Annotated in this window: 17 protein-coding genes; all 17 read right to left on the bottom strand. The window is 71.2% G+C overall.

The window, feature by feature from the left end; genetic code table 11:
* Positions 1 to 25 precede the first annotated feature (25 nt).
* On the bottom strand, positions 26 to 916 hold the full coding sequence (locus ABD366_RS43000) for a hypothetical protein (protein WP_324766158.1): 891 nt from the start codon (positions 914 to 916) through the stop codon (positions 26 to 28).
* Complete coding sequence (locus ABD366_RS43005) at positions 913 to 1830, bottom strand: type II secretion system F family protein (RefSeq protein ID WP_324766157.1); 918 nt, start codon at positions 1828 to 1830, stop codon at positions 913 to 915. Before ABD366_RS43005 ends, ABD366_RS43000 begins: the two co-directional genes overlap by 4 nt.
* A complete protein-coding gene (locus tag ABD366_RS43010) occupies positions 1827 to 3212 on the bottom strand; it encodes a TadA family conjugal transfer-associated ATPase (protein ID WP_324766156.1) in 1386 nt (461 codons plus the stop codon). Before ABD366_RS43010 ends, ABD366_RS43005 begins: the two co-directional genes overlap by 4 nt.
* Positions 3213 to 3324: 112 nt before the next feature.
* A complete protein-coding gene (locus ABD366_RS43015; RefSeq protein ID WP_324766155.1) occupies positions 3325 to 4173 on the bottom strand; it encodes a CpaE/TadZ family protein in 849 nt (282 codons plus the stop codon).
* Positions 4173 to 4862, bottom strand: coding sequence for a hypothetical protein (locus ABD366_RS43020; RefSeq protein ID WP_324766154.1), 690 nt, complete (start codon positions 4860 to 4862; stop codon positions 4173 to 4175). The genes ABD366_RS43015 and ABD366_RS43020 overlap by 1 nt, the downstream gene beginning before the upstream one ends.
* Before the next feature lie 40 nt (positions 4863 to 4902).
* Complete coding sequence (locus ABD366_RS43025; protein ID WP_324766153.1) at positions 4903 to 5778, bottom strand: ATP/GTP-binding protein; 876 nt, start codon at positions 5776 to 5778, stop codon at positions 4903 to 4905.
* Positions 5724 to 6359 (bottom strand): hypothetical protein, encoded by a 636-nt coding sequence (locus ABD366_RS43030; protein WP_324766152.1) that lies wholly within the window; start codon positions 6357 to 6359, stop codon positions 5724 to 5726. Before ABD366_RS43030 ends, ABD366_RS43025 begins: the two co-directional genes overlap by 55 nt.
* Before the next feature lie 389 nt (positions 6360 to 6748).
* Positions 6749 to 7669, bottom strand: a complete 921-nt coding sequence (locus tag ABD366_RS43035) for a replication-relaxation family protein (protein WP_324766151.1) — start codon at positions 7667 to 7669, stop codon at positions 6749 to 6751.
* Complete coding sequence (locus ABD366_RS43040; RefSeq protein ID WP_324766150.1) at positions 7666 to 10263, bottom strand: type IV secretory system conjugative DNA transfer family protein; 2598 nt, start codon at positions 10261 to 10263, stop codon at positions 7666 to 7668. Before ABD366_RS43040 ends, ABD366_RS43035 begins: the two co-directional genes overlap by 4 nt.
* A complete protein-coding gene (locus ABD366_RS43045) occupies positions 10233 to 10946 on the bottom strand; it encodes a hypothetical protein (protein ID WP_324766149.1) in 714 nt (237 codons plus the stop codon). The genes ABD366_RS43040 and ABD366_RS43045 overlap by 31 nt, the downstream gene beginning before the upstream one ends.
* A complete protein-coding gene (locus ABD366_RS43050) occupies positions 10943 to 12115 on the bottom strand; it encodes a C40 family peptidase (RefSeq protein WP_324766148.1) in 1173 nt (390 codons plus the stop codon). Before ABD366_RS43050 ends, ABD366_RS43045 begins: the two co-directional genes overlap by 4 nt.
* Positions 12112 to 14868: a hypothetical protein gene (locus ABD366_RS43055; RefSeq protein ID WP_324766147.1), complete on the bottom strand. Its 2757-nt coding sequence runs from the start codon at positions 14866 to 14868 to the stop codon at positions 12112 to 12114. The genes ABD366_RS43050 and ABD366_RS43055 overlap by 4 nt, the downstream gene beginning before the upstream one ends.
* Positions 14868 to 15290: a hypothetical protein gene (locus ABD366_RS43060; RefSeq protein WP_324766146.1), complete on the bottom strand. Its 423-nt coding sequence runs from the start codon at positions 15288 to 15290 to the stop codon at positions 14868 to 14870. Before ABD366_RS43060 ends, ABD366_RS43055 begins: the two co-directional genes overlap by 1 nt.
* Positions 15287 to 17959, bottom strand: a complete 2673-nt coding sequence (locus ABD366_RS43065; RefSeq protein ID WP_324766145.1) for an ATP-binding protein — start codon at positions 17957 to 17959, stop codon at positions 15287 to 15289. Before ABD366_RS43065 ends, ABD366_RS43060 begins: the two co-directional genes overlap by 4 nt.
* Positions 17959 to 18531, bottom strand: coding sequence for a hypothetical protein (locus ABD366_RS43070; protein ID WP_344443633.1), 573 nt, complete (start codon positions 18529 to 18531; stop codon positions 17959 to 17961). Before ABD366_RS43070 ends, ABD366_RS43065 begins: the two co-directional genes overlap by 1 nt.
* Entirely contained in the window at positions 18528 to 18872 is a 345-nt protein-coding gene (locus ABD366_RS43075) for a hypothetical protein (protein ID WP_324768486.1), read from the bottom strand. Before ABD366_RS43075 ends, ABD366_RS43070 begins: the two co-directional genes overlap by 4 nt.
* Positions 18869 to 19771 carry a conjugal transfer protein gene (locus ABD366_RS43080; RefSeq protein ID WP_324768487.1) on the bottom strand — a complete coding sequence of 301 codons (903 nt, stop codon included), beginning with the start codon at positions 19769 to 19771 and terminating at the stop codon, positions 18869 to 18871. The genes ABD366_RS43075 and ABD366_RS43080 overlap by 4 nt, the downstream gene beginning before the upstream one ends.
* Positions 19772 to 19904 lie beyond the last annotated feature (133 nt).

Consider the following 19904-nt stretch of genomic DNA (forward strand, 5'->3'; position numbering starts at 1 on the left):
CCCTTCTGCGGTGTGCGGTTGGTCTTCACGAGGTCTGGTGGAACGCGTTGAGGACGGCGGGGAAGGCCATGGCGGCCATCACCAGGACGCAGAGCACGGCCTGCGGGGCCTGCATTTTTTCGGTGTCCGCGTTGGCAGCTGCGGCTTCGGCGTTGAGCTGTTCGGTGCGCAGGCTGGCCGCGCGGTGGCGGACCGTGTCGTAGACGGAGGCGCCTTCCTGCGTGGACATCTGCACGAAGTCCGCGACGTCGGCGAGGACGGGCACACCCAGGCGCTCGCCGAGGTCTTTGAGGGCGGCCCATTGCCGGCCGCGCTTGATGCGGGACCGCATGAGGGTGTCCTGCAGGCGGCAGAACACCCAGCCCCGGCCGACGAAGGCGGCCTGTTCCAGGGCGGTTTCGATGGCGATGCCGGCGCCCAGCCGCAGCGCGACCAGTTCCAGATAGACGGCGATGCCGTGCGCGGCCTCCGCCCGGGCCTTGGCAGCATCCCGGCGGATCATGAGGTCCGGGACGAACCAGAACACGGACGCCAGCAGCAGACCGACGGCGGCGGGCACATACAGGGCGACACTGATGCCCAGCAGGGTCCAGGCACCGAGGAAGACGCTGGGCGCCCCCAGCCCGAGCAGCACGAGCAGAGCCTTGTTGAGAAGGAAGTCCTCGCCGCTCTGACCCAGCAGGTCCAGGTCCCTGCGGGGCAGCGCGCCCGGGACCTTGTTGACCAGCCAGCGGCCGATCTGGCTCTGCGCCGAGGGCGTCTGGCGGCTGGCCGGCCGGTGCGGGGCGGGAGCCGGGTGCAGGCGGGCCAGGGCGGGTCCGAGCTTGGGCGCCGCCGGCAGCAGTTCGTTGACCAGCAGGGCCAGGCCGCCGCCGCCGGCACCGCCGGATACGAGCACAGTGGTCAGGGTGTTCATCGCAACGCCCCCTGGGCCTCGATGTCGTGCGGGCGGTCCGGGGTCCTGACGGGGCTGCGGACGTCGGGGACCAGGACGCGCGGCGTGTGGCCGCGCGTGGCCAGGCGCCGTACCCACACCAGGGTGGCGACGAAACCGGCGACGAGGAGCGCCAGGATTAACTGGCCCATGAGAGTGGCGTATACGCCGGTGTACTGCGGCACCGTGAAGCCCAGGCCCACGATGCCCAGTGTGATGAGTGTCAGGGTGCGGATTGTGGTGCGGGTTTTTTGCCGGTCGGCCTCGATGCTCTGGCGCAACTTGACCTCGTCGCGCACCGAGGCGGCCAGATCCTCCATGGCCTGGGCCAGCCCGGGGCCGGGGTCCTGTGCGGCCAGGATCAGGGCGGAGACGACCTTGTCGCCGGTGACATCATCGAAACCCGTTGCGAAGTCCCCGAGGGCCTCGTGCGTGGGCCACTGGGACTGGATCTTGTCCGCCAGCTCGCCCACCTCATCGGCGAGGGCGGCCGGGGCGTGCTTGCGCGAGGCGATCAGCGCCTTCTCCAGCGCATTGCCGAGGCGCACCATCTCCGACAGACGCTGCGCCCACTCGCCCAGCGCGTCACGGCGGGCGATCTGCGCCTTGTTCATCGCCGGTCCGGACAGCAGCCACGGCCCGCCGACGATGACGCCGCCGACGATCAGCCCGGCCATCACGACCCCGGTGATCAGCCACACCAGCAGCAGGGCGACCACGCCCGCGGCGATCTGAAGCTGGCGCTGGGCGGCGAACTGGCGGGCCAGCGTGCTCCGTTCGCCCTGCCACGGCAGCACCGCCTTCGGCCGGGCGGTGCCGACGAGCCCGGCCACGGCCAGCACCAGGCCCAGGCCCAGCAGGGCCCCGCTGGCCGCCCACCACACAGAGGTGATCACATCGGCCTCCCCTGGGCGTAGGCCAGCGCCTGGGCGGACAGCAGGTTCGAGGCCAGGCCGGCCTTCTCCAGCCGGCGGCGCTTGCGCTCGCTGAGCGCGCCCTTGGGCACGGCCGGGCCGTCGATGTCATCGGCCGGCCCGAACACCTCGTTGTACATCGGACGGCCGTCGTGTCCGATGCCGGTGATCTCCCAGATGTGGGAGAGGTGGCGGTGTTCCGCCTCCCCGGTGTCGTCGACGGACAGGAAGGCGATCAGGTGCAGTCCGTTGGCGATCTGCCGGTAGGCGAGCTCCGGGGTGAAGTTGGCCTGCGCGAGCAGATACAGCTCCGCGACCCGGTCGAACACGGCGGCCGGCTCGCTGGCGTGGATGGTGCACATGTTGCCGGGCCGGTCCGAGGTCATCGCCTGCATCATGGCCGTGATCTCAGGTCCGCGGACCTCGCCGACGATGGTCCGTGTCAGGCTCATGCGCTTGGCCTTCACCATGAGGTCCATCAGCGTGATCTCGCCGGCGGCCGCATGGCTGGGACCGATCCGCTCGCCGTTGGAAAACCGTGCCTCCATCGGCACGACGTGCGCGTGATAGGTGGGATCGGCCAGGCCCTCGAACGTGGTCTCCAGGGTGCCGAACCGCTCGCTGGGCTTGACCTCGCGCAGCAGGGCCCGCAGCAGGGTCGTCTTTCCCGACGACTGTTCCCCGGCGACCATGATGTTGAAGCGGGCCCGCACCGCGGACGCCAGCAAATCAGCGGCCTGCTCGCTGAGTGTGCCCAGCTCGATGAGATGCCGGATGCTGATGCTGCGGTAGCGGTGGCGGCGGATCGTCACATGGGTGTGTCCGCCCGTGATCTCCGGCCCCAGGGCCTGCAGACGTGAGCCGTCGGGCAGCCGCAGTTCGACATCGGGGGAGTGGGTGGAAAAGGTGCGGCCGTTCTGCCCGGACGCGCGGATCAGATCCCGCACCAGCTCCTGCAGTTCGTCCTCCGAATCGGCGACACGGGCTACCTGCACGGGCTCGCGTCGGCCCGTGCTTTTGAGGAAGACTCGCTCGAATCCCTCCAGCCAGATGTCCTCGACCTGCTGGTCATCGAGATAGCGCTGCAGACGCCCGGCGCGAAAACACATGTCGAACGCGAGCGCGGCCATCTCCTGCTCCGCTGCCTGGTCCACCGCGCCCCCGGTGGACCAGCCCTGCGCGTCGGCCCAGATCGCCACCTGTTCATTGATCAGATGCCGGCCCCGCTGCTCCTTGGCCTGCACCGAGGGCCAGCCCCGCTGCTTGCCCTCCTCGCTGAGCTGGTCGAGGACCGTCTTCTTGATCTCCTGGGCCGTGCGGTAGTCCAGCTGCCGCCACCCGGAGAACCCAGACGCCGGGGACACGCTCGCCGCATCGGCCGACGTAAGGGACCCGGCGGAGCCGGGCGCAATGCCGCTGCGGTGCTGGGCCGCTTGTGGCTGGCGACGGGGCGGGGGAGGACCGTTGTACACCGGCTCAGCGCGCACGGCGCACCTCCTCGAGCCGCTGCTGCACTGGCGAATACAACAAGCGGCGCCGACCGGCCACCTGCTGACGGATCGGGGTGACCGCATCCTTGGCTGCCTTGAGCAGCGGCGACTTCGCGAACTTGCGGCCCGGCGCACCATCCGACAGAACCGCCGCCTCCGCGGGCCGATAGGGCAACGTGGCCACCACCGGCATCTTCAACTGCTGCTCCACCTCACGCCTCCCATAGGAGCCCTCAGTGATCAGCAGCACTCCCAGGGCGGGCGAGGGACGGTTCTGGTCGGCTTCCAGCACCTGGTGCAGCATGCCGATACGGCTCTGGGCCGCGCTCAGCGCCCGCAGGGTGCCGCGCACCACGAGCAGCACCAGGTCCGCGCGCTGGGCCAGCAGACGGGTGGGACCGTAGGCGCCGTTGCGGCCGAGATCGATGATGACGTCGTGCGCGTGCTGCGGCATCCGGTCGATGGCGACGAACAGTTCGGCGAGTTGGGCCCACTCCGGGGCCAGGGCTGCCGCCGCATTCGGACTGGGAAGGCCCGGCAGCAGCACATGCCGCCCGTCGTCGTGCCCGCCGTCGTCCGACAGCCGCACCAACTGCCGCCAGAAGGCGCCCTGCAGCGTCTGATCTCCCCGTAGCGACACCGCGAGATTGCGCAGCCCGACGTCCGCGCCCAGCCGCCCCTCCAGGGCCCCGGCCAGCACCGCGCCTCCGTCGGGATCGCACTCGGCGAGTAGGACACGCCGGTCCCCCTCCACCGGCCACACCCGCTGCAGGGCCAGGGCAGCCGTGGTGGCCCCAGGGGCACCCGGCAGGCCGGCCAGCGCGAGAACCGCCATCAGCTACTCGCCCCGCTGACCGTCAGCGCCACATCGCCGGCGGCGGCCTGCGCCGCCAGCTGGGGGCCCTGCGCCTTCGGCACCGCGACGTCAACGACCCGCTCACCGGTCGACTCCCGTGCCGCACCGACCCGCACGACGCGCGCCTGGATAGACGGAGGCATTCCTTCCGCGGCCTCGGCGCCGGGATCGTCGCTGGTGAACACGGCCTGCACCTGGTCGCCCGGGCGCAGTGCCGAGTCCGGCAGTTGGCCCGGTTCCAGCGCGATTCCGACGAGCTGCTCGTCGGCCGTCACAAGGGCCTTGCGGGTGACTTCTTTAGGGTGCAGCAGCGATCCGGCCTGCAGGGTGGCTACGGCCCGCATGCCCGCCACCTGGTCGCGCTGCTGAATGCCGATCACCTTCATCGACGGATCCACCGCGACGGAGGCTTCGCGTAGATCGGAGTCCTTGATGACGCTGCCGGCCGGGACCTCGTGCGCGACTCCGATGATCGGCTGACGCTGGCCGTTCTCGGTCCAGTACCACCAGTTGCCCACCGCGCACGCCGCGATGCACGCGACCGCGAGCGCCAGCATGCCCGGCCGGCGCCTGCGCGCCTGCCATCTCGCCTGCGCCCCCGCTGTCGGCGGGGCGGCCAGCGGTGCCTGCACGCGGCCGGTCTGCGGCGGCACTTCCGTCCTGCTCACGTTCTTCTACCTCTTATCTGTGCAAGGCTGCGGGGCGCGGTCAGCCGCCCACGGACTGAAGCTCGCCGACGGTGAACGACACGTCGGTGACACGGGTGGTAGGAATCTGACCCGCTTCACCGGTGCTGGCCTGCCACGTCACGGCCCAGTACGCGGTCGCTGTCAGGTGGTACTTCCTGCCGGGCTCCTGAGTGGAGGGCTGCTGGTAAACGTGGCCGCAGTCCGGTGACTCGATGCCCTTGCGCGTGTTCTTGAACGGCGTGCCCGGCCCGTTGCAGGTCACAGTCTCGCCGTCGCCCATGTGCCATACGATCCTCGACACCTTGGCCCTGGCCGTCACGGTCACTCCGCCCGCCGAAGCACGCGCCGAGTTGGGCCCGAACGTCGAGGCGGACGGCGTGACCCACATCCACATCGGCACACCCACCACGTACTTGGCATTCGCGCGGGGACTTGCCACCTTCGGGCCGGTCAGTTTCATCTTGTTGACGGCTTGCGCAGCCACCAAGGTGGGATCCACGGCGGGAACGGCATTCACGGCTACCGGACCCGACAGCGCCGAGGTGGGCCCGTCCAGGCAGACTTGGTTGTAGACGACCTTGCCTTCGCCCTTCCATTGGAGGCTTCCGGGCGGCGGCTGAGGGTTCAGCTTCTTTAGAGTGCACTTGGGCGCCTTGCCGCTGCTCTTCTTGCTCCCGGCCATGTGCGGCGTGCCCCTCATGCCGGAGTTGCCGCTGCTGTGCCTGTCGCCGGTCGCCTTGCAACTAATAAACGGTGAGAGATCGCTGCAACGGGCGTTCATGGGAGTGTCGGCCATTGTTGTTGGTGCAGGGAGGAGGACGGCTGCGCTCACGAAGCCGGTCAGCAGGAGGTTGCGGACGCCTGCACCTCGACGATCTTCCACGAGTTCCCCCACTTCTCTGCTTGCACCTTCGTCACGTACTTCAGGACCTGGTCCTTTGGCATCTCGACGGGCTTGCCGGTCTTCTCGTACACGTACTTCCAGTTGGCCGTATCGAGGCAGTCGGTCAGGCTGGCCCACGGCACCTTCTCGTCCGGCTTCAGCCCCGTGACGACGGCGTCGTGCGTGGGCGCGCCCTTCGTCACCACGCCTTTCTCCTGAAAGGTGTCCATCGTGGTCTCCGCCTCGGCTAGGGCGTAGCCGGCGGCGTAGCTACGCAGTTCGGTGCCCTTGATGCTGCCCTTGGCGTAGGCCTTGACCTGCTCGTCCCACATGCGCTCATAGGTGTCGAGCACGACCTTCTTCAGGGCCGCGTCCGGGTCGGAATCGCTGGGGCTGGGCGTGGAACCGGGCTGACTCGACGTGCTGGGCTGCGCAGGGTCGAGCGGCGCGTCCGGGATCTTCGGGGCAGCTCCGGAGCAGGCGGTGAGGGCGGCTGCGCTGAGTGCGGCGGCCGCCAGGGTGATACCGATGTAGCGTGCGTCTTTTCGCCTGTGAATCCCGGCAGATGCCTGGTGGTGTGCTGCTCGTGTCATGAGGTCTCCCCGTACGGTGTGAGGCGGCCTTGGCTCCGAAGATGCGCGGTCTGGTGTGGTGGAGGAGAAACCGTCCCCTGCGAGCTGCGGTGATTCGGATCTGTAGTCGGAAGACTACGCATCGTCCCCCTCGGGCGTGCGTGACCGAACCGATGTACTCAGTGCCTCTGCGGCCGACTTGACGCGCCGTGCAAAGAACTGGGGTGCATCCGCGACAATGTGCCGAGTTGGAGTTCCACCCTTCGGTATCGGCACGGAAGTTGACGAGTTGTCCGGTGCCCCAAGTCGCGTGAAAGCTGCAGGTGGATGCGGCCGCTCGGCCGGTTGTCGGGCGCCGTGCCGCCCGACCGGTGGAGCCGGGGGTTCGGCGCGGCCCCGCGGGGGTGTGCCTACAAATCGGTCCATGGGCGGGCGCCGTCGTGGCCGCGCAGGCAGTGCCATACCGGCGCGTCGACCCCAAGCGTCTCGATGTCCTCGAGGACGGCCGCGCCGATGGGGACGGTGCGGGCGAGCGCCGCGACGGTGGGGTGCTCGGAGACCATGGCTTTCAGGTCGTCGATGCGGTTCGCCAGTGCGGTGGGGCCGGCGCCGGTGAGGATGAACAGGATGCGGGGGAAGGCCGGGTACCAGCGCAGCCACGCTGGGCCGCCCAGCGCCGCCTGCCGGGAACGCCGTTGGGCTCCGACCGCCTGGGGTTCGTGGATGTAGAAGCGGGCGTAGTCGATCAGCTTGGAGGCCAGGCGCTCGCTGCTCATGGTGGCGCGGTCGACCTCGACGAATGCCCGGTATTTGGTGCGCTGTCCGGTCGGGGTGTGGTGCGTGTAGTACATCAGTGCGTCGGCGATGACGCGTTCGCCGTCGCCCAGGTTGTGGGCGACCTCGGGGGTCCAGTCCCAGGGCCCGTGTTCGTCGCCGCGGGTGCGGGCGGTTGCGGCGAAGGCGGCGTGGGCGCGCACGACGGTCAGTGTGTGGGGTGTGCGCAGGGATGCGGCGCTGGTGGAGGTGATCGGGTAGGGCGGCCGGTCCTGCATCTGTGGGAGGTGCCGGGTGGTCTCCGCGCCGAATTCGGTGAGGTACCAGGCGCGGGTGCCGCTGGAGGCGGGCAGCACGGTGTAGTCGGCGAGTTGGGCGTGGCGCAGTTTGGTCAGGGCGCGGGAGAGGTTTTCGCGGCGTCGGCCGGGCAGCAGCACGGTGTGCAGTTGTTGCACGGTGACCATACGGTGTTGGGCGATCATGCCGAGGATCTGGTTGGCGAGGTCTTCGTTGGTGTGGGGCACGAAGTGGGTGTGGGTGTGGGGTGTGCGGGTCATGAGCGGTAGCTGCCTTTGGTGAGGTTGAGGGGGGTGGGCTCGGGGAGCGCGGCGCGGAGCCGGGCGAGCTGGGTGCTGGCGCGGGTGGCCTGCTCGTGCAGGGGGCGGCTTCCGGCGGCCTGGTGGGCTCTGGTCACCAGGGCCGGGATGGCGGCGGCGCGCTGGAGGTGGGCGAAGTCGTCGTCGAGGTGCGGGCCGTGCAGCCGTAGGGGGCCTACGCGTTGGCCGTGGATGGTGAAGGAGGCGTAGTGCTGGTAGCGGGGCAGGGCGATGACCTGCTCGGGGCTGGGGGTGTTGCCCCATTCGTCGGTGAGTACGGAGATGACCTTGCGGATGCCGGTGGTGGTGGCCAGGGAGGAGGAGTTCTGCAGGAGGCCGTCGCGAACGGGCTGCGGGAGCCGCCCAAGGGCCTGGGTCATGCCGTGGATACGGACCCGGAATTTGCGGAGGTCTTCGAACATGGCAGCCAGTGACTCGGGTGCGGTCCCGGCGATGGTGATCAGCTCGTCGAGGTAGGCGCGGAAGGCCACGCGGTCGGCGGGAGCTACGTTGCGGCGCGAGCGGCCGGCGCGCAGCAGTTCGTGGGCGATCAGCGAGGACAGCAGCCGGTCGGTGGGGCCGTTCCCTGCGGTGCAGATCCACACAACCCGGCGGGTGTCCATGGCGGTGCGCAGATCGAAATGGCTGACGGGTTGGCCGAGGAAGGCGAGGTAGACGGGGTTGTCGGCCAGGCGGGCCAGGGGGTTGAGGATGATGCCGAAGGCGTCGGGCGACAGAGTGGGAAAGACGGTGCTCCACCAGCTCGCGACCTCCTCGACGAGAGTGTCGTGAACAGCGGCCAGCACCTTGGCGCGGAAATGGTGGTCGGTCAGCAGCGCCCGGATGTGGAAGACGGTCGCCTGCAGTTCGGATCGGCCGTCCCGGCACAGTTGTTGGTTGAGTGCGGTCAGGGCTTGCACGCAGGCGGTGAGGATGGTCAGGCCGCGGGGGGTGCTGGCGTCGTCCCAGTGCATTCCGGCGGCCAGCCCGTCGATGACGGAGGCGGCCACGTCGTGACGGGGGCGTCCGTGGCTCATGTCGAGCAGGTTCCATGCTCCGACCGGACTGACGTCGCTGCCCGGGGTGAGGTCGATGAGTTGGATGCGGGGGATGAGCATCGGGTGGGCGAGGTAGGGGGCGGCGCGGTCCCAGGAGTCGCGGTGCGGATCCATGTATAGGAGTCCGCCGCCGGCGTGGGCGTGGGCGATTGCCTGGGCCAGAGCGCGCTCGGTCTTTCCGCCGCCAGCCTTGCCGACGCCGGTTTCGAAGAGGGTTTCCTCCTCGAAGGTGGCGACCAGGCGGCGTGTCCCGTCCGCTTCGACGACTGCGCCTTGCAGCAGCAGTGCGGGGTTGCCGTGCTCGAAGGTGGGGAGCTGTGCGGGCAGCAGCGGCAGCGTGCAGTGCCGGGTGGGCGGCTTGAGGAGCCCGGCGAGTTCGGTCAGGCGGGCCAGGTTCGCGCGGGGCGGGCGGCACTGGCCTCGGTCCCACCGCCGTTGCCACGAGGTCGTGAACGGCCAGTGGTCGGGCCCCCACCACCAGGCCAGTAGCCGCAGGCCGCGCGGTGCCAGGCGGGCCTCGTGGGCGAACACCTGGAAGCCGCCCTGTACTTGGGAGAGCAGTGCTCGCGCCCGGCCTTCCCGGTCGGAGGCGCAGCGGATGAGGATCTGGACGCGGGCCAGTGCCGTGTCGTCGGCGAGTTTGCCCAGTGCTTTGTCCCGGTCGATGCGCCGCACCTGGGGTACCACGAGCGGCGCGGCCTGCTGCTGGCGGCCCTGGGCGAGCGTGCGAAGCGAGTCGGCGGCCGCGGCGACGTCCCGGCGCATCCAGCGGGACGCGGCTGCGGTCTCGCGCTGTTCCACGCCGCGGGCACGCTGGATCATCTGCAGGCGCTGCAGCCGCAGCGGCAGTCGGGGAGCGGGCTGCAGGTCGACGCAGACCTCGACCAGGTCGCCGAGCTGTGTCTTCAGTGCGCTGATGGCGTCGACGATCGGCTGCAGGGGATCCGGCTGGAGCGGGACCTCGCGCAGATAGGCGGCGGGGTTGCCGCGCAGCACCATCTCGCCGCGCACCTCGAACTCCCGCGCGTCGACCGGCACCCGGGCATCCGGATCCGGACCGCAGATGGTCACGGCGTGTCCGAAGCCGCTGGTGCGCAGAAATTTCTCCGCGCCGGCCGGTCCCTCGAGCCGGTAGGAGAGGGGATGGTTCTCGTCCGAGCGCATCCGGATGCGGACCGTGCGGCTGCGCTTGGGCGCCCACCACGGCAGCGCGTTGGCGGCCTGCAACAGCTTCAGGCCCTGTCGCAGCACACGCTCCTCGTCCGGGTCGAAGTACGGTGCGGGCGTCAGGCGCAGCACACACCGCTGCCGCGAGGCCCGGGCGGCCGCCCGGCGCGTGATCACTTCCCACAGCGCCCAGCCGGTCAGGGCCAGGGCGAGCGGCACGTACCAGTGCACGGTCAGCCACCACACCGCGTGGCCGAGGGCGAAGCAGGCGTCGGCGATGCCCGGCAGGGCCAGCGAGCTCATGGCGTGGTGGGGTGCAGGGGAGTCCATGTGCCGTCTCCTGGGTCGTGGCGGAAGGCGATGTCACTGAGGCGGCCGTCGGTGTAGGTCCCGCCGCGGTCGGCCGCGGCCCACACCAGGTGCACCACCGCCTGGCCCGGCTCGCTGTCCTTGCGGGCGATCGCTGCCTGGATGCGGATGCGGGTGAAGGCCGGCGCCACCGTGGCCGGACGCTCGTTGGGCGGGAAGGCGGCGGGAAACACGGCGCGGCCCAGGCCGGTCACGTCGGCGAGCAGAACCTTCCGGCCGGCGGCGGTCAGGGCCACGGCCTGACCTGCGGGGAGGTCCGGGGGCCAGGAGCGCTCCAGCAGCTGCTGGATAGCCCGGTCACCGGCCACGCCCTCGCCGTGCGGCGGCAGTTCGCCCGTCGGGCCGGGCGTGGTAGCCGACACGGTGGCGGACTTGGAGAGGCTGCCGGATGGTCGGGCGGCGGGATGATCGGGGGCTTCGGCGGGGCGGCTTGTCGCTGGTGCGGCTGGCGGAGCAGGTACCGGCATGCGGCGCGACGGTGCGGAGGGAGCCGTCGCCGCGGGGGCCACCAGCAGCCAGCCGTTTACCCCCAGAACGACGGCGAGCAGCAACAGGAGCCAGGGTCCGCCCACCCGCGCAAGGGCGGGAGCGGGGGCAGGGGCAGAGGTGGGGGTGGGGGTGGGGGTGGAGATGATGGTCTTCATACGAGGCGGGCTCCTCCCGCGTAGCCGGGCATGGCGTCGATGGGGTCGAGGCGTACGGCGGTGCCGGGGCGGGCGGCGTTGACCATCTGTCCGCCTCCCAGGTAGATCCCGACGTGATAGATCGTGGAATCGCGGCCGGGGGCGTAGCCGAAGAACACCAAGTCGCCCGGTTGTAGTGCGTCTTGTCCGGCCGAGGCGGGGATGCGGTGGCCGCGGCCGGCCTGAGCGGCGGCGGTGCGCGGCAGGTGGATACCGGCGTGGGCGAAGGCGAACATGGTCAGTCCCGAGCAGTCGAATCCGCGGGTGGACGCCCCGGACACCCCGTTGGGTGAGCAGCAGCCGCCGCGCGACGGGCCGCGCTCGTTGCCACCGCCCCACGCGTAGGGCACCCCCTGCTGGGAGAGTGCTGCCTTGAGGACCGTGCGGGCTTTACCGGTGACACCGTTCAGGCTTGCGCTGCGGCCGGCCCGGGCGGCGGCCGTGTACTGGCTGATCCACGTGGTGACGTTCGCGACGTATGCGGTGCTGTGGTTGTACTGGAGGATCGCCGCCCGGAGCTGGGTGCTCTTGGCGAGGTTGCGGCCGTGTCCGCACAGGTAGGCGGCGGCGGCGAGGGCGGCGTCGTCGGCGTTGTGCGGATCCTTCGCGCCATCGTCGTTGCCGTCCTGGCCGGTCGATTCCCAGGTGGCGGGCAGGAACTGGAAGGGACCGATGGCGCGTTCCCCGTTGTTCTGGCCGTCCCACTTGCCGCCGTCGGTGTCCGTGACCGTGGTGGTGTTGCCGCCCTGGCCGGAGCCGTTGAGCAGGACGCCGTAGATGTGCGGCCGGATGTCCCCGCCTGAGGAGATGGTGCGGCCCACGGCGTGGTTGGACTCGACCTTCGCGATTGCGGCGAGGATCGGCCAGCGCATGCCGCGGCACTTCGGCGCGGCGGATCCGGTGTGCTGGACGGCATTTTTGTAGGCCTGGAGCATGCGCGGCGGAATGTCCGCGCTGCTGCCCGCCTTCGCCAGTCCGGTGTCGGCCTGGCTCTGCTGGAGTGCTGCCAGCTTTGCGGCGGCGCCGGACAGGGGTGCCAGGCAGCACACCGTCAGGGCGAGCAGCATGCCGGTGATCAGTGCCCACTTGAGGGTGCGTCGCGCGGGCCGGACCCGCGTCGTGCCGTTCATGCCGGGCCGCCGCCGTTTCCGTTGTCGCCGCCGGTGTCCGGGCGCGGGTTGCGCCGGTTGGTGTCCTGGATGCGGCGGAACATGTCCTGCGCGCGCTGACGGGAGGTGTCGGACGAGCCGAGCCCGCCGGACGGCCGCGGGGTGCGGGACGGTGGCCGCGGCATGCGCCGCGTGCTGCCCTCGGGTGCCGGGCCGGGCGTGGCAGGGAGAGGTGCGGGCGAGGCTGCAGGCCGGGGCCTCGGACCCGGGGCCGCAGGCCCGGATGCGGCCGTCAGGTCCGCCCACGACTGAGCCGGCCTGGGGCGGTGTCCGGGCCGCACGGTGGGAGCGGGCCAGTCGCCGCGGGGAGGTGCGGCCGGGCCGGGAGGGCCCGGTGTGAACGCGGGGGCAGGCGGCGTGACGCAGGGAGCGGCCAGGCGGCGGTTACCGGCGGCGGGGCGGTGACCAGGCTGCTGGAACATGCTGGCCCAGCCCTGGCCGTCCTGGCGCAGGGTGTTGCCCCATACCCGCAGCTGCTGGCGGGTGTCCTGGGTCGCCGTCGATGCACCCGCCCTGGAGGTGCGGGCGGTGGCGGGCAGGCCGATCGTCGCCCCGTACAGCAGCCGGCCGCCCTGGTGGGCGATGCGGTAGCCGCGCAGCCGCACCAGCTGGTTGTGGGCGCGGGTGGACAGCAGGGGGCGGTCGCAGTTCTGGTCGTGCAGCACCTCGCCCGTGTCCGGGTCGATGATCCGCCCGTCCTCGGTGCGGTGCCGGTCCTGCGGGCCGCCGGCGGGCAGGCGTCCTGACGGCGGATGCGGGGCCCCGGCGCCGTTGGCCGCGTGTCCTGCCGGATGGGTGGTGGGGGCGTCCGCGGTGGGTCTGCGGAGCGCGGCGAGTGTGTCATCGCCCGGGTGTCTGCCGACCAGGGCCGCCCATGCGCCGCCTGCGGCGAGGCGGGTTCCGGCCACCGCCAGGCCGAGCGGGGCGAGGCCGCGGGAGGCTTCGGCGTTTGCGTCGGCCAGCAGCCGGGCCGGGTTGCCGGGCGTCCCGGTCCCGTCGGTGAGGCCGGCCATCACACCGTGCAGCAGGCTGCTCGTGCCCAGTCCGAGGCCGGTGGCGCCGCGGCCGCGCAGCGATCCGCCGGGGAGCAGACTGCCGGCGCCCTGGCCCAGGCTCATGGCGAGGGCGGCACCGAGCTGCGAGTCGCCGGCCAGGTGGCTGCCGCCGATCTTCGCGTACCGCATGCGCAGGGTCAGCCGCTGTCCGAACGAAACGATCAGGTCGAGGAGCCGGCGGTGGAAGGCCAGGGCGACCAGCGCCAGGACGTCGATCAGCAGCAGGCGTTCGGCCATCAGGTCCGGGCCGTCGGTCAGGATGACGTCGATGGTGATGCCGACGGCGGGGATGAATGTGGCGATGGCGAGGAGGGCGGCCATCGAGACGCCGAACAGGCCCAGCCACTTCCACACCACCGACCGGCTCGGCCCGGGCAGCATGCCCCACACGAACGTCACCCCGCCCGCCGCGGCGGCGCTGGCACACACGGCGGAGATACCCAGCAGCACGACCGACGCGGAGAGCAGCAGGGCGCAGATCAGCAGCGCGGCGATGAACACCATCACGACCGCCGCGACCCGCCACCAGGAGGGCTGTTCCGCGTAGGCGGCGCAGCCCTTGCCCACCGGTCCGGCGGCCTTCAAGTCCTCGAGGAACGCCGCGAAGTGCTGGTCGTCCCTGGACAGCACCGGGGCGACCTCGTCGAGGAGCTGGCCGCCGGGGGTGAGCTCGGGGAGCGTGTCGGGCCCTTTGTCGCCGGGTTCGCGCTCGCACCACTTGCGGCCCTCGCCCTTGATCAGGCGGCAGGGGTCGTCCTCGTCCTCGGCCTTGGTCTTTTTCTGGGCGCTCTCGCCGTAGCCGCCGGACACCCACTTCAGGTGCACCTGGTAGGCCCTGTGGTCGGAGGCCTTGCCCGGGTCGAGGATGCGTCCGTACTGCAGCAGCATGTAGGGCTTGACCACCAGCGCGTTGGTGACCGCGTCCTGGATCGGCCGCGCCACCTTCCTCGCCCCCGACGCACCGGCCTGTTGCGTGTCCTGGCAGGCGCTCTTGGCCGGACCGGCCACGCTGTCGCACGGATTTGCATGCGAAATCTTGCTGCCCCAGGCGTGGGCGTCGACGGTCTTCTGCGCGATCTCACCGGCCGCGGACTGCGTCTGCAGGATCGGCCCCTCCTTGCCGAGCACAAAGTTCGGCGTGACGAACACCGAGGCGGCCAACGCGCCGATCACCAGCGTGAGGGCGATCTCGCCGAGACCCTTGGCGTGCTTGCCGCGCACCAGCAGGACCAGGCCGAACACAAACGCCCACGACAGCAGCAGCGCCTTCAGCCCGAGGACGTCGACGACCGTGTCCGTGTAGACCTCGGACAAATGCTGCGCCGGCGCGGTCAGCAGCTTCAGCAGCGGGAATCGGTAGGCGACTTCGATGGCCCAGCACGCCAGACCGACCAGGACCCGGACCACGGTGAACAGAGCGCTGAGCACCATCGTCTGCGTGTTGGAGGCCAGCGAGAACACGGAGCCGGACTGCGCGCCGAGCTCGTAGCCCTTCAGCGAGGCACCTTCGGAGGTGTCCAGCTCCAGTGGCGACAACAGCCCATCCCCGCCGGTGGTGTCGGCGCCGTAGGCAACCGACGTGTTCACCGTGAGGAACACGGTCACCAGCACGGCGGTGAAGCCGGCGGCCCGCAGCGTGCCGCGGTCCGGGCGCCACATCACAGCCCCCGCCGACGGCGCCTGAGGACGTACAGGACGGTGATCCCGACGGCGAGTACCCCGAGCGGCCATGAATCGGCCAGCGTCGGCGGGCGGCTGGGGGCGGCATCGGGCGCCGGGGCGCCCAGGCAGTAGACGTGCGCGGGCCCGACAACCGCATCACACACATCCTTCGCGCGGACCGGGCCGGCGGACGGCGTCTGCCCGCGGGCTGCACCCGGCCCGGGAAGCATCGGGCCGGCATCAAACGCGGAGACGTCGGGTGAGGCGGCGAACGCGCCCCCGGCCTGGGGCCACCAGGCCGACGGCAGCCCCGGAGCGGCGCTGACGAAAACCAGCGCGGCGATCAGCGCGGCGGCGACCGTGCCGAGGAGGACGTAGGCGGCGGCCTGACGGCGGCGCTCCCACCGGAGGGTCGTCATACGGTCACGTCCTTCGTGCCCTGCTGCGTGTCGGTGGGCGTGGTGCGGATATGGTCCGCGATGCGCTGCACGGTGGGGATGTGGACCTTGATGCGTCCGGTGTTCTGACGGGGGCCGGTCAGGAGAATTTCGCCCGCGCGTTCTTTGATGCCGACGGGGGAGAGGTTGGTGGTCACCAGGCGCACCAGGTCCTCGTCGCGTCCGTCCAGGCCGATGAAGTTCAGGCCGCGCCGGGCGCGGCCCCGGTCGGCGGTGCGGGCCAGTGCTTTGTAGGCGAACAGGCCGCGGTCGGGGCCCAGTTCTGTTTCGTCGTGGGATCCGGCGAACAGCCCGGCGTAGTGCTTGCGGCCGTCGTGCAGGATCTCGTGGACCAGTGCGGTGCCTTCGGCGGAACTGGTCAGCCAGTACAGCTCGTCGGTGACCACCGCACAGAACCGGGACGGATCCGCGAACGCGGCCTGCCGGGCCATTGCCGCGATCAGATACAGCACCGCCCGCCCGATCAGCGCCTCCAGCGGCTGCTGATGCAAAATCTCCGGCTTCTCGAACGCGGCCTTGGGCGGCAGGGTGAGCCCGGCCGTCGTGATGACGATCAGGTCCGCGGTGCTCGATCCGTGCAGCCGGGCGACCGGCAAGGTGGGGTCGAAGACCATCCGGGCCAGCGGATTGCTGGTGATCAGGTGCAGCAGGCCGGCCACCGATGCGGCCGCGTCCGTGCGCCTGCCCGTGCCGGACCGGGCCGTGTCGCCCAGGGTTTCCACCACCGTGGCCATCGAGGCGTCGGGCAGGTCGGCGGCCTGTTCCACGGCGTGATGCAGGACCTCGCCCTCGATGCTCATGGCACCGATGCCGAGCTGCAGGGTCAGATAGTTGAGCGCGTACCGGCGGCCCTCGGGGCCGGGGAACAGGCGCAGCGGGTCGATGGAGAGTTCGGCCTGGGCGGCGTCGATGATCTGGCAGCGGCCGGGCGCGGAGCCGCGGGCGAAGCGCGCCCACTCCCGCACCGGGGTGCGGTCGATGCAGATCGCCCGGGCGCCGCGGTCCACGACCGCGCTCTGCACGCACTTTTGCAGCACGCTCTTGCCGCCGCCGAGATCGCCGACGACCGCGAGCGAGGCGGACGCGTCCTGCTTCGGGGCGTCCGCGACGTTGACCATCACCGGCCGGGCGGTGCCGCTGTCCAGGTCGAAGCCCAGCAGGATCCCGTTCGGGTCGCCGGCCTCGCTGCGCGTGAAGGCGCCGGACATCGCCCAGTCCTCGGCCACCTGGTGCTGGGTGAACTCGCGTACCGACAGCGGGCGGACGCTGCCGGGCAGACCGAGCGCGAACAGGTCGCTCTGCAGGCCGACGGGGCGCAGCATCCGGTAGTCGGCGCCGGCGAGCAGCTTCTCCAGCGCCCGGGCCCGCGCATCACACAGCTCGGACGTGGGCGCCCACACGGTCAGCACCGTGACCGACTGGACCTCCACCTCGGCGGAGGTGCGGGCCAGCCGGGCGTCCATCTCGCCCAGGTCCCGGGCGGCCTCCGGGATGTCGGACGGCAGACCGGTGGGACGGGCGTCGTACTGGTCGACCTGGTCCACCAGTTCGGTGCGCTTGCGCTGGATCTTGCGCCGCGCCTCACCCGCTTCGATCAGGGACAGGCTCACCGTGAAATCCACGGGGAAGTCCAGGACTTCCAGCTGCGCGAACAGATCCGCCGCCTGCAGGGACACCGCGGGCGGGGCCTCGGCCAGCACCAGGTGCGCCTGGTAGCCGGTGCCGTCCGGGGTCTCCACCTGCAGCCAGCGGCGCTGGAGCGGCGACAGCGTCTCCTTCCACCACTGCCGCCCCGTCACCTTCGAGCCCGCCCCCAGGCCGTGTGCGAGCAGGGCCCGCCACCCCCGGCCCTGCGACTGACGCTGGCCGGTGCGCGGGAAGCCGCCTTCTTCGATGCGGACCTGGCCGAGGTCGGCGTAACTGGGAGACACCAGCAGCCCCTGGCGAACGCGCCCCGCATACAAGGCGCTCGAGGCGGCCTCGGACAGCAGCGGTTCACTGGTGCCGCGGTGCAGGGCGTGCTGGACCAGCCATACGATCTCCGCCGGGCGGGCCGCACGGAACGGGATCGCGCCGGCCATCTGCGCCTCGATCTGCGCGGCCTTCTCCCGCGCCCGCGCAAGGTCGGTGTCGCTGACCGGGGAGGGCACGAGTCCGAGCGTGTCCGACAGCTCCCCGAAGGCGCCGGTGCCCAGGCCGCGCGCGACCAGGCCGCGCCCCCTCTTGCTGTCCGTCGACAACGGCACGGCCAGCCACAGGGTGCGGCGGTGCATCTCCTGCCCCTCCAGCAGGTCGAGTGCGGCCTCGACGTGCTCGACCCACGGCCGGGCCTCGGCGCGCAGGTCGTCCTCGTCGTTGTGGAGGCCTTCGAGCATCCGCCACGCGGTCTCGGACGCATCGCTCTGGGCGCACACGCCGAACAGGCGCGGCTCACCGGACAGCGAGCGGATCAGCTGGGTGATGCGCTGCAGCTGCTCCTCACGGACAGCGGCCGGCAGATAGGCGCCAGTGACTGCCTCCGTGCTGTGGCCGGGCTCGTCGGCGCCGGGATGCAGCCGGTACAGAGCCCAGGCGTGCCCCTCGGTGGACCACAGCAGATGGCCCGCGATGTGACGGATCGGAACGCGCATCAGTTCTGTCCCTTCGCTGTAAGGAGTGCGGCCTGTACGGGCGACAGGGGCCGCCGCACGGCGGCGGATGAGGCAGCGGGTGCGGGCACGCTCCGCCCCCGGGATAGCCGGTGGGCGGCGTGCCGTGGCCGAGTGGGAGTCGGCGCCGGAGCCGACTCGGGGAGTGGGCCGGGGTGGACCGCGGGAAGGGCTTGCAGAGTGAAGGTGCCGGTGAGCGGCTGGTGGCGGCGGTCCCGGGCGGCGCGGCCCGCGGTGCGGCCGCCCGCGGGCTGCAGGAGACGGGCGACTGTGCCGAGCGCGGCACCCACCGGGGTGCGCCCGGCGACCTTGTGGCGACGGCACACGAAGATCGCGACGATCCAGACGACGATGGGGGCGGGGCCCGTGAGCGACCACCACACAGAGGCGGTCTTCACCAGCACCAGACCACCCACCGACATGACGGCGATCTGCACCGCGTTGAACGGCCCGAACGGGATCCTGAAGTCGGCGAACTTCCCGATCACCCAGGGCAGACGCCGCGCCGTCGTGTAGAAGCGGGCGCTGCGCACCGTGGCATCCGCGGTACTCACGCCGCACCCCCGGTGAGGCCGTACACGCGGATGCCGGGCGCCAGTTCGGCCGAGTGGTGGGGCACATGGGGCTGGGCGGCGCCCCGCGCGGGATTCTTGACCTCGTCCTCGACCTTGTCGGCCAAGTCCTCGCGGGCGTTGTAGATCCCGAGGGCGAGCACCATCAGCAGCAGCGCCCCGACGCCGGCCTTCAGGCTGAACCGGGTGATGAGGACGTACAGGACGATGGCGACCAGGGCCACCTTGAGGCCGTTGTTGGCCCAGCCCCGGAACATGTCGATCCACCCGTTGCCGAGATCATCGAGCTCACCCGCGAGGACCACCTGGTGGAGGGTGTTCACTTCGCCTCACCGCCGCCCGAGGTGAGTGCGGCGATCTCCCAGCGCCCGCCGCGCGCGGCGAGGGTGAGCTCGTAAGACAGCGGCCAGGTCCCGGACGGCGTGTAGGCGAGGGCGCTTGCCTGGACGCGGACGCGGGTGCCGTCGGCCGGGACCTGCTCGGCGGCCGCGGCCTCCTCGCGGGCACTGACCACCTGCACGTCGACCTGTGTGGCGGCCGGCGGCACGATGGCCGTGAGCGATGTCTTCGGCGCGAGGTAGCGGTCGACCGCACCGCTGCTGGAGAGATAGGCCGTCAGGAAGCCGCCCAACGCTTCGCTCAGCGGGCCCTTCGGCACCTCCACCGTGTAGGCGGAGGGCGGCGTCTTCGCCATAGGGGGCGCGGCCACAAGCGCCGGGGTCCCGGTGACCGTGACCGCGTCGCCGGACCGCGATGCAGCGACCGGGACGGCGAAGTAGCGGACGTCGTCCGCGTATTGGGCGGCAACGGTGACCGACCACGCCTCGCCCGTGCGGTGCACACTGCGTACCGCGATCACCTTCTGCGGCGCCTTCGCGCCGTCGGCCTGTTCGGGCAGGGCCACATCCGGGGCGAGTTGCTGGGCCCGCACCGCATGGGCGCTGTCCGGAGTGTCAGCGTCGGCCTTGAGCCAGGCATCGACGAACTCGACGACGTAGCCAGAAGGATCGGCTGGTGCCGCCGCAGCGGAGGGGCGCACCGATGTCGGAGCGCTCCGGGTGACGACGGCGGCAGTCGGCTGGCTGAGGGCCAAGGCCAGGGCGGCGGGGCCGGCCAGGAGACAAGCCCACACACCGGCCCGCCCGAGGCGGACGGCGCGGCGCGTGCGCTGCAAGTCGAGGCCGGCCGCGGTCGGCGGCGTCTTGACAGGGGGTGTTGGCATCAGCGTTCTCCAGTAGCGAAGGAAACGAGGTGATGCCATGAGCCAACCCAGCAGGGCGTACCGGTCGGCGTACCGCTTCTGGGGGGTGAAGATTGCGGGTTGATCACGATGAGACCGGTACGCGGACCGGTAC

This window comes from Streptomyces kunmingensis (assembly GCF_039533535.1).
Classification (GTDB): Bacteria; Actinomycetota; Actinomycetes; order Streptomycetales; family Streptomycetaceae; genus Streptomyces; species Streptomyces kunmingensis.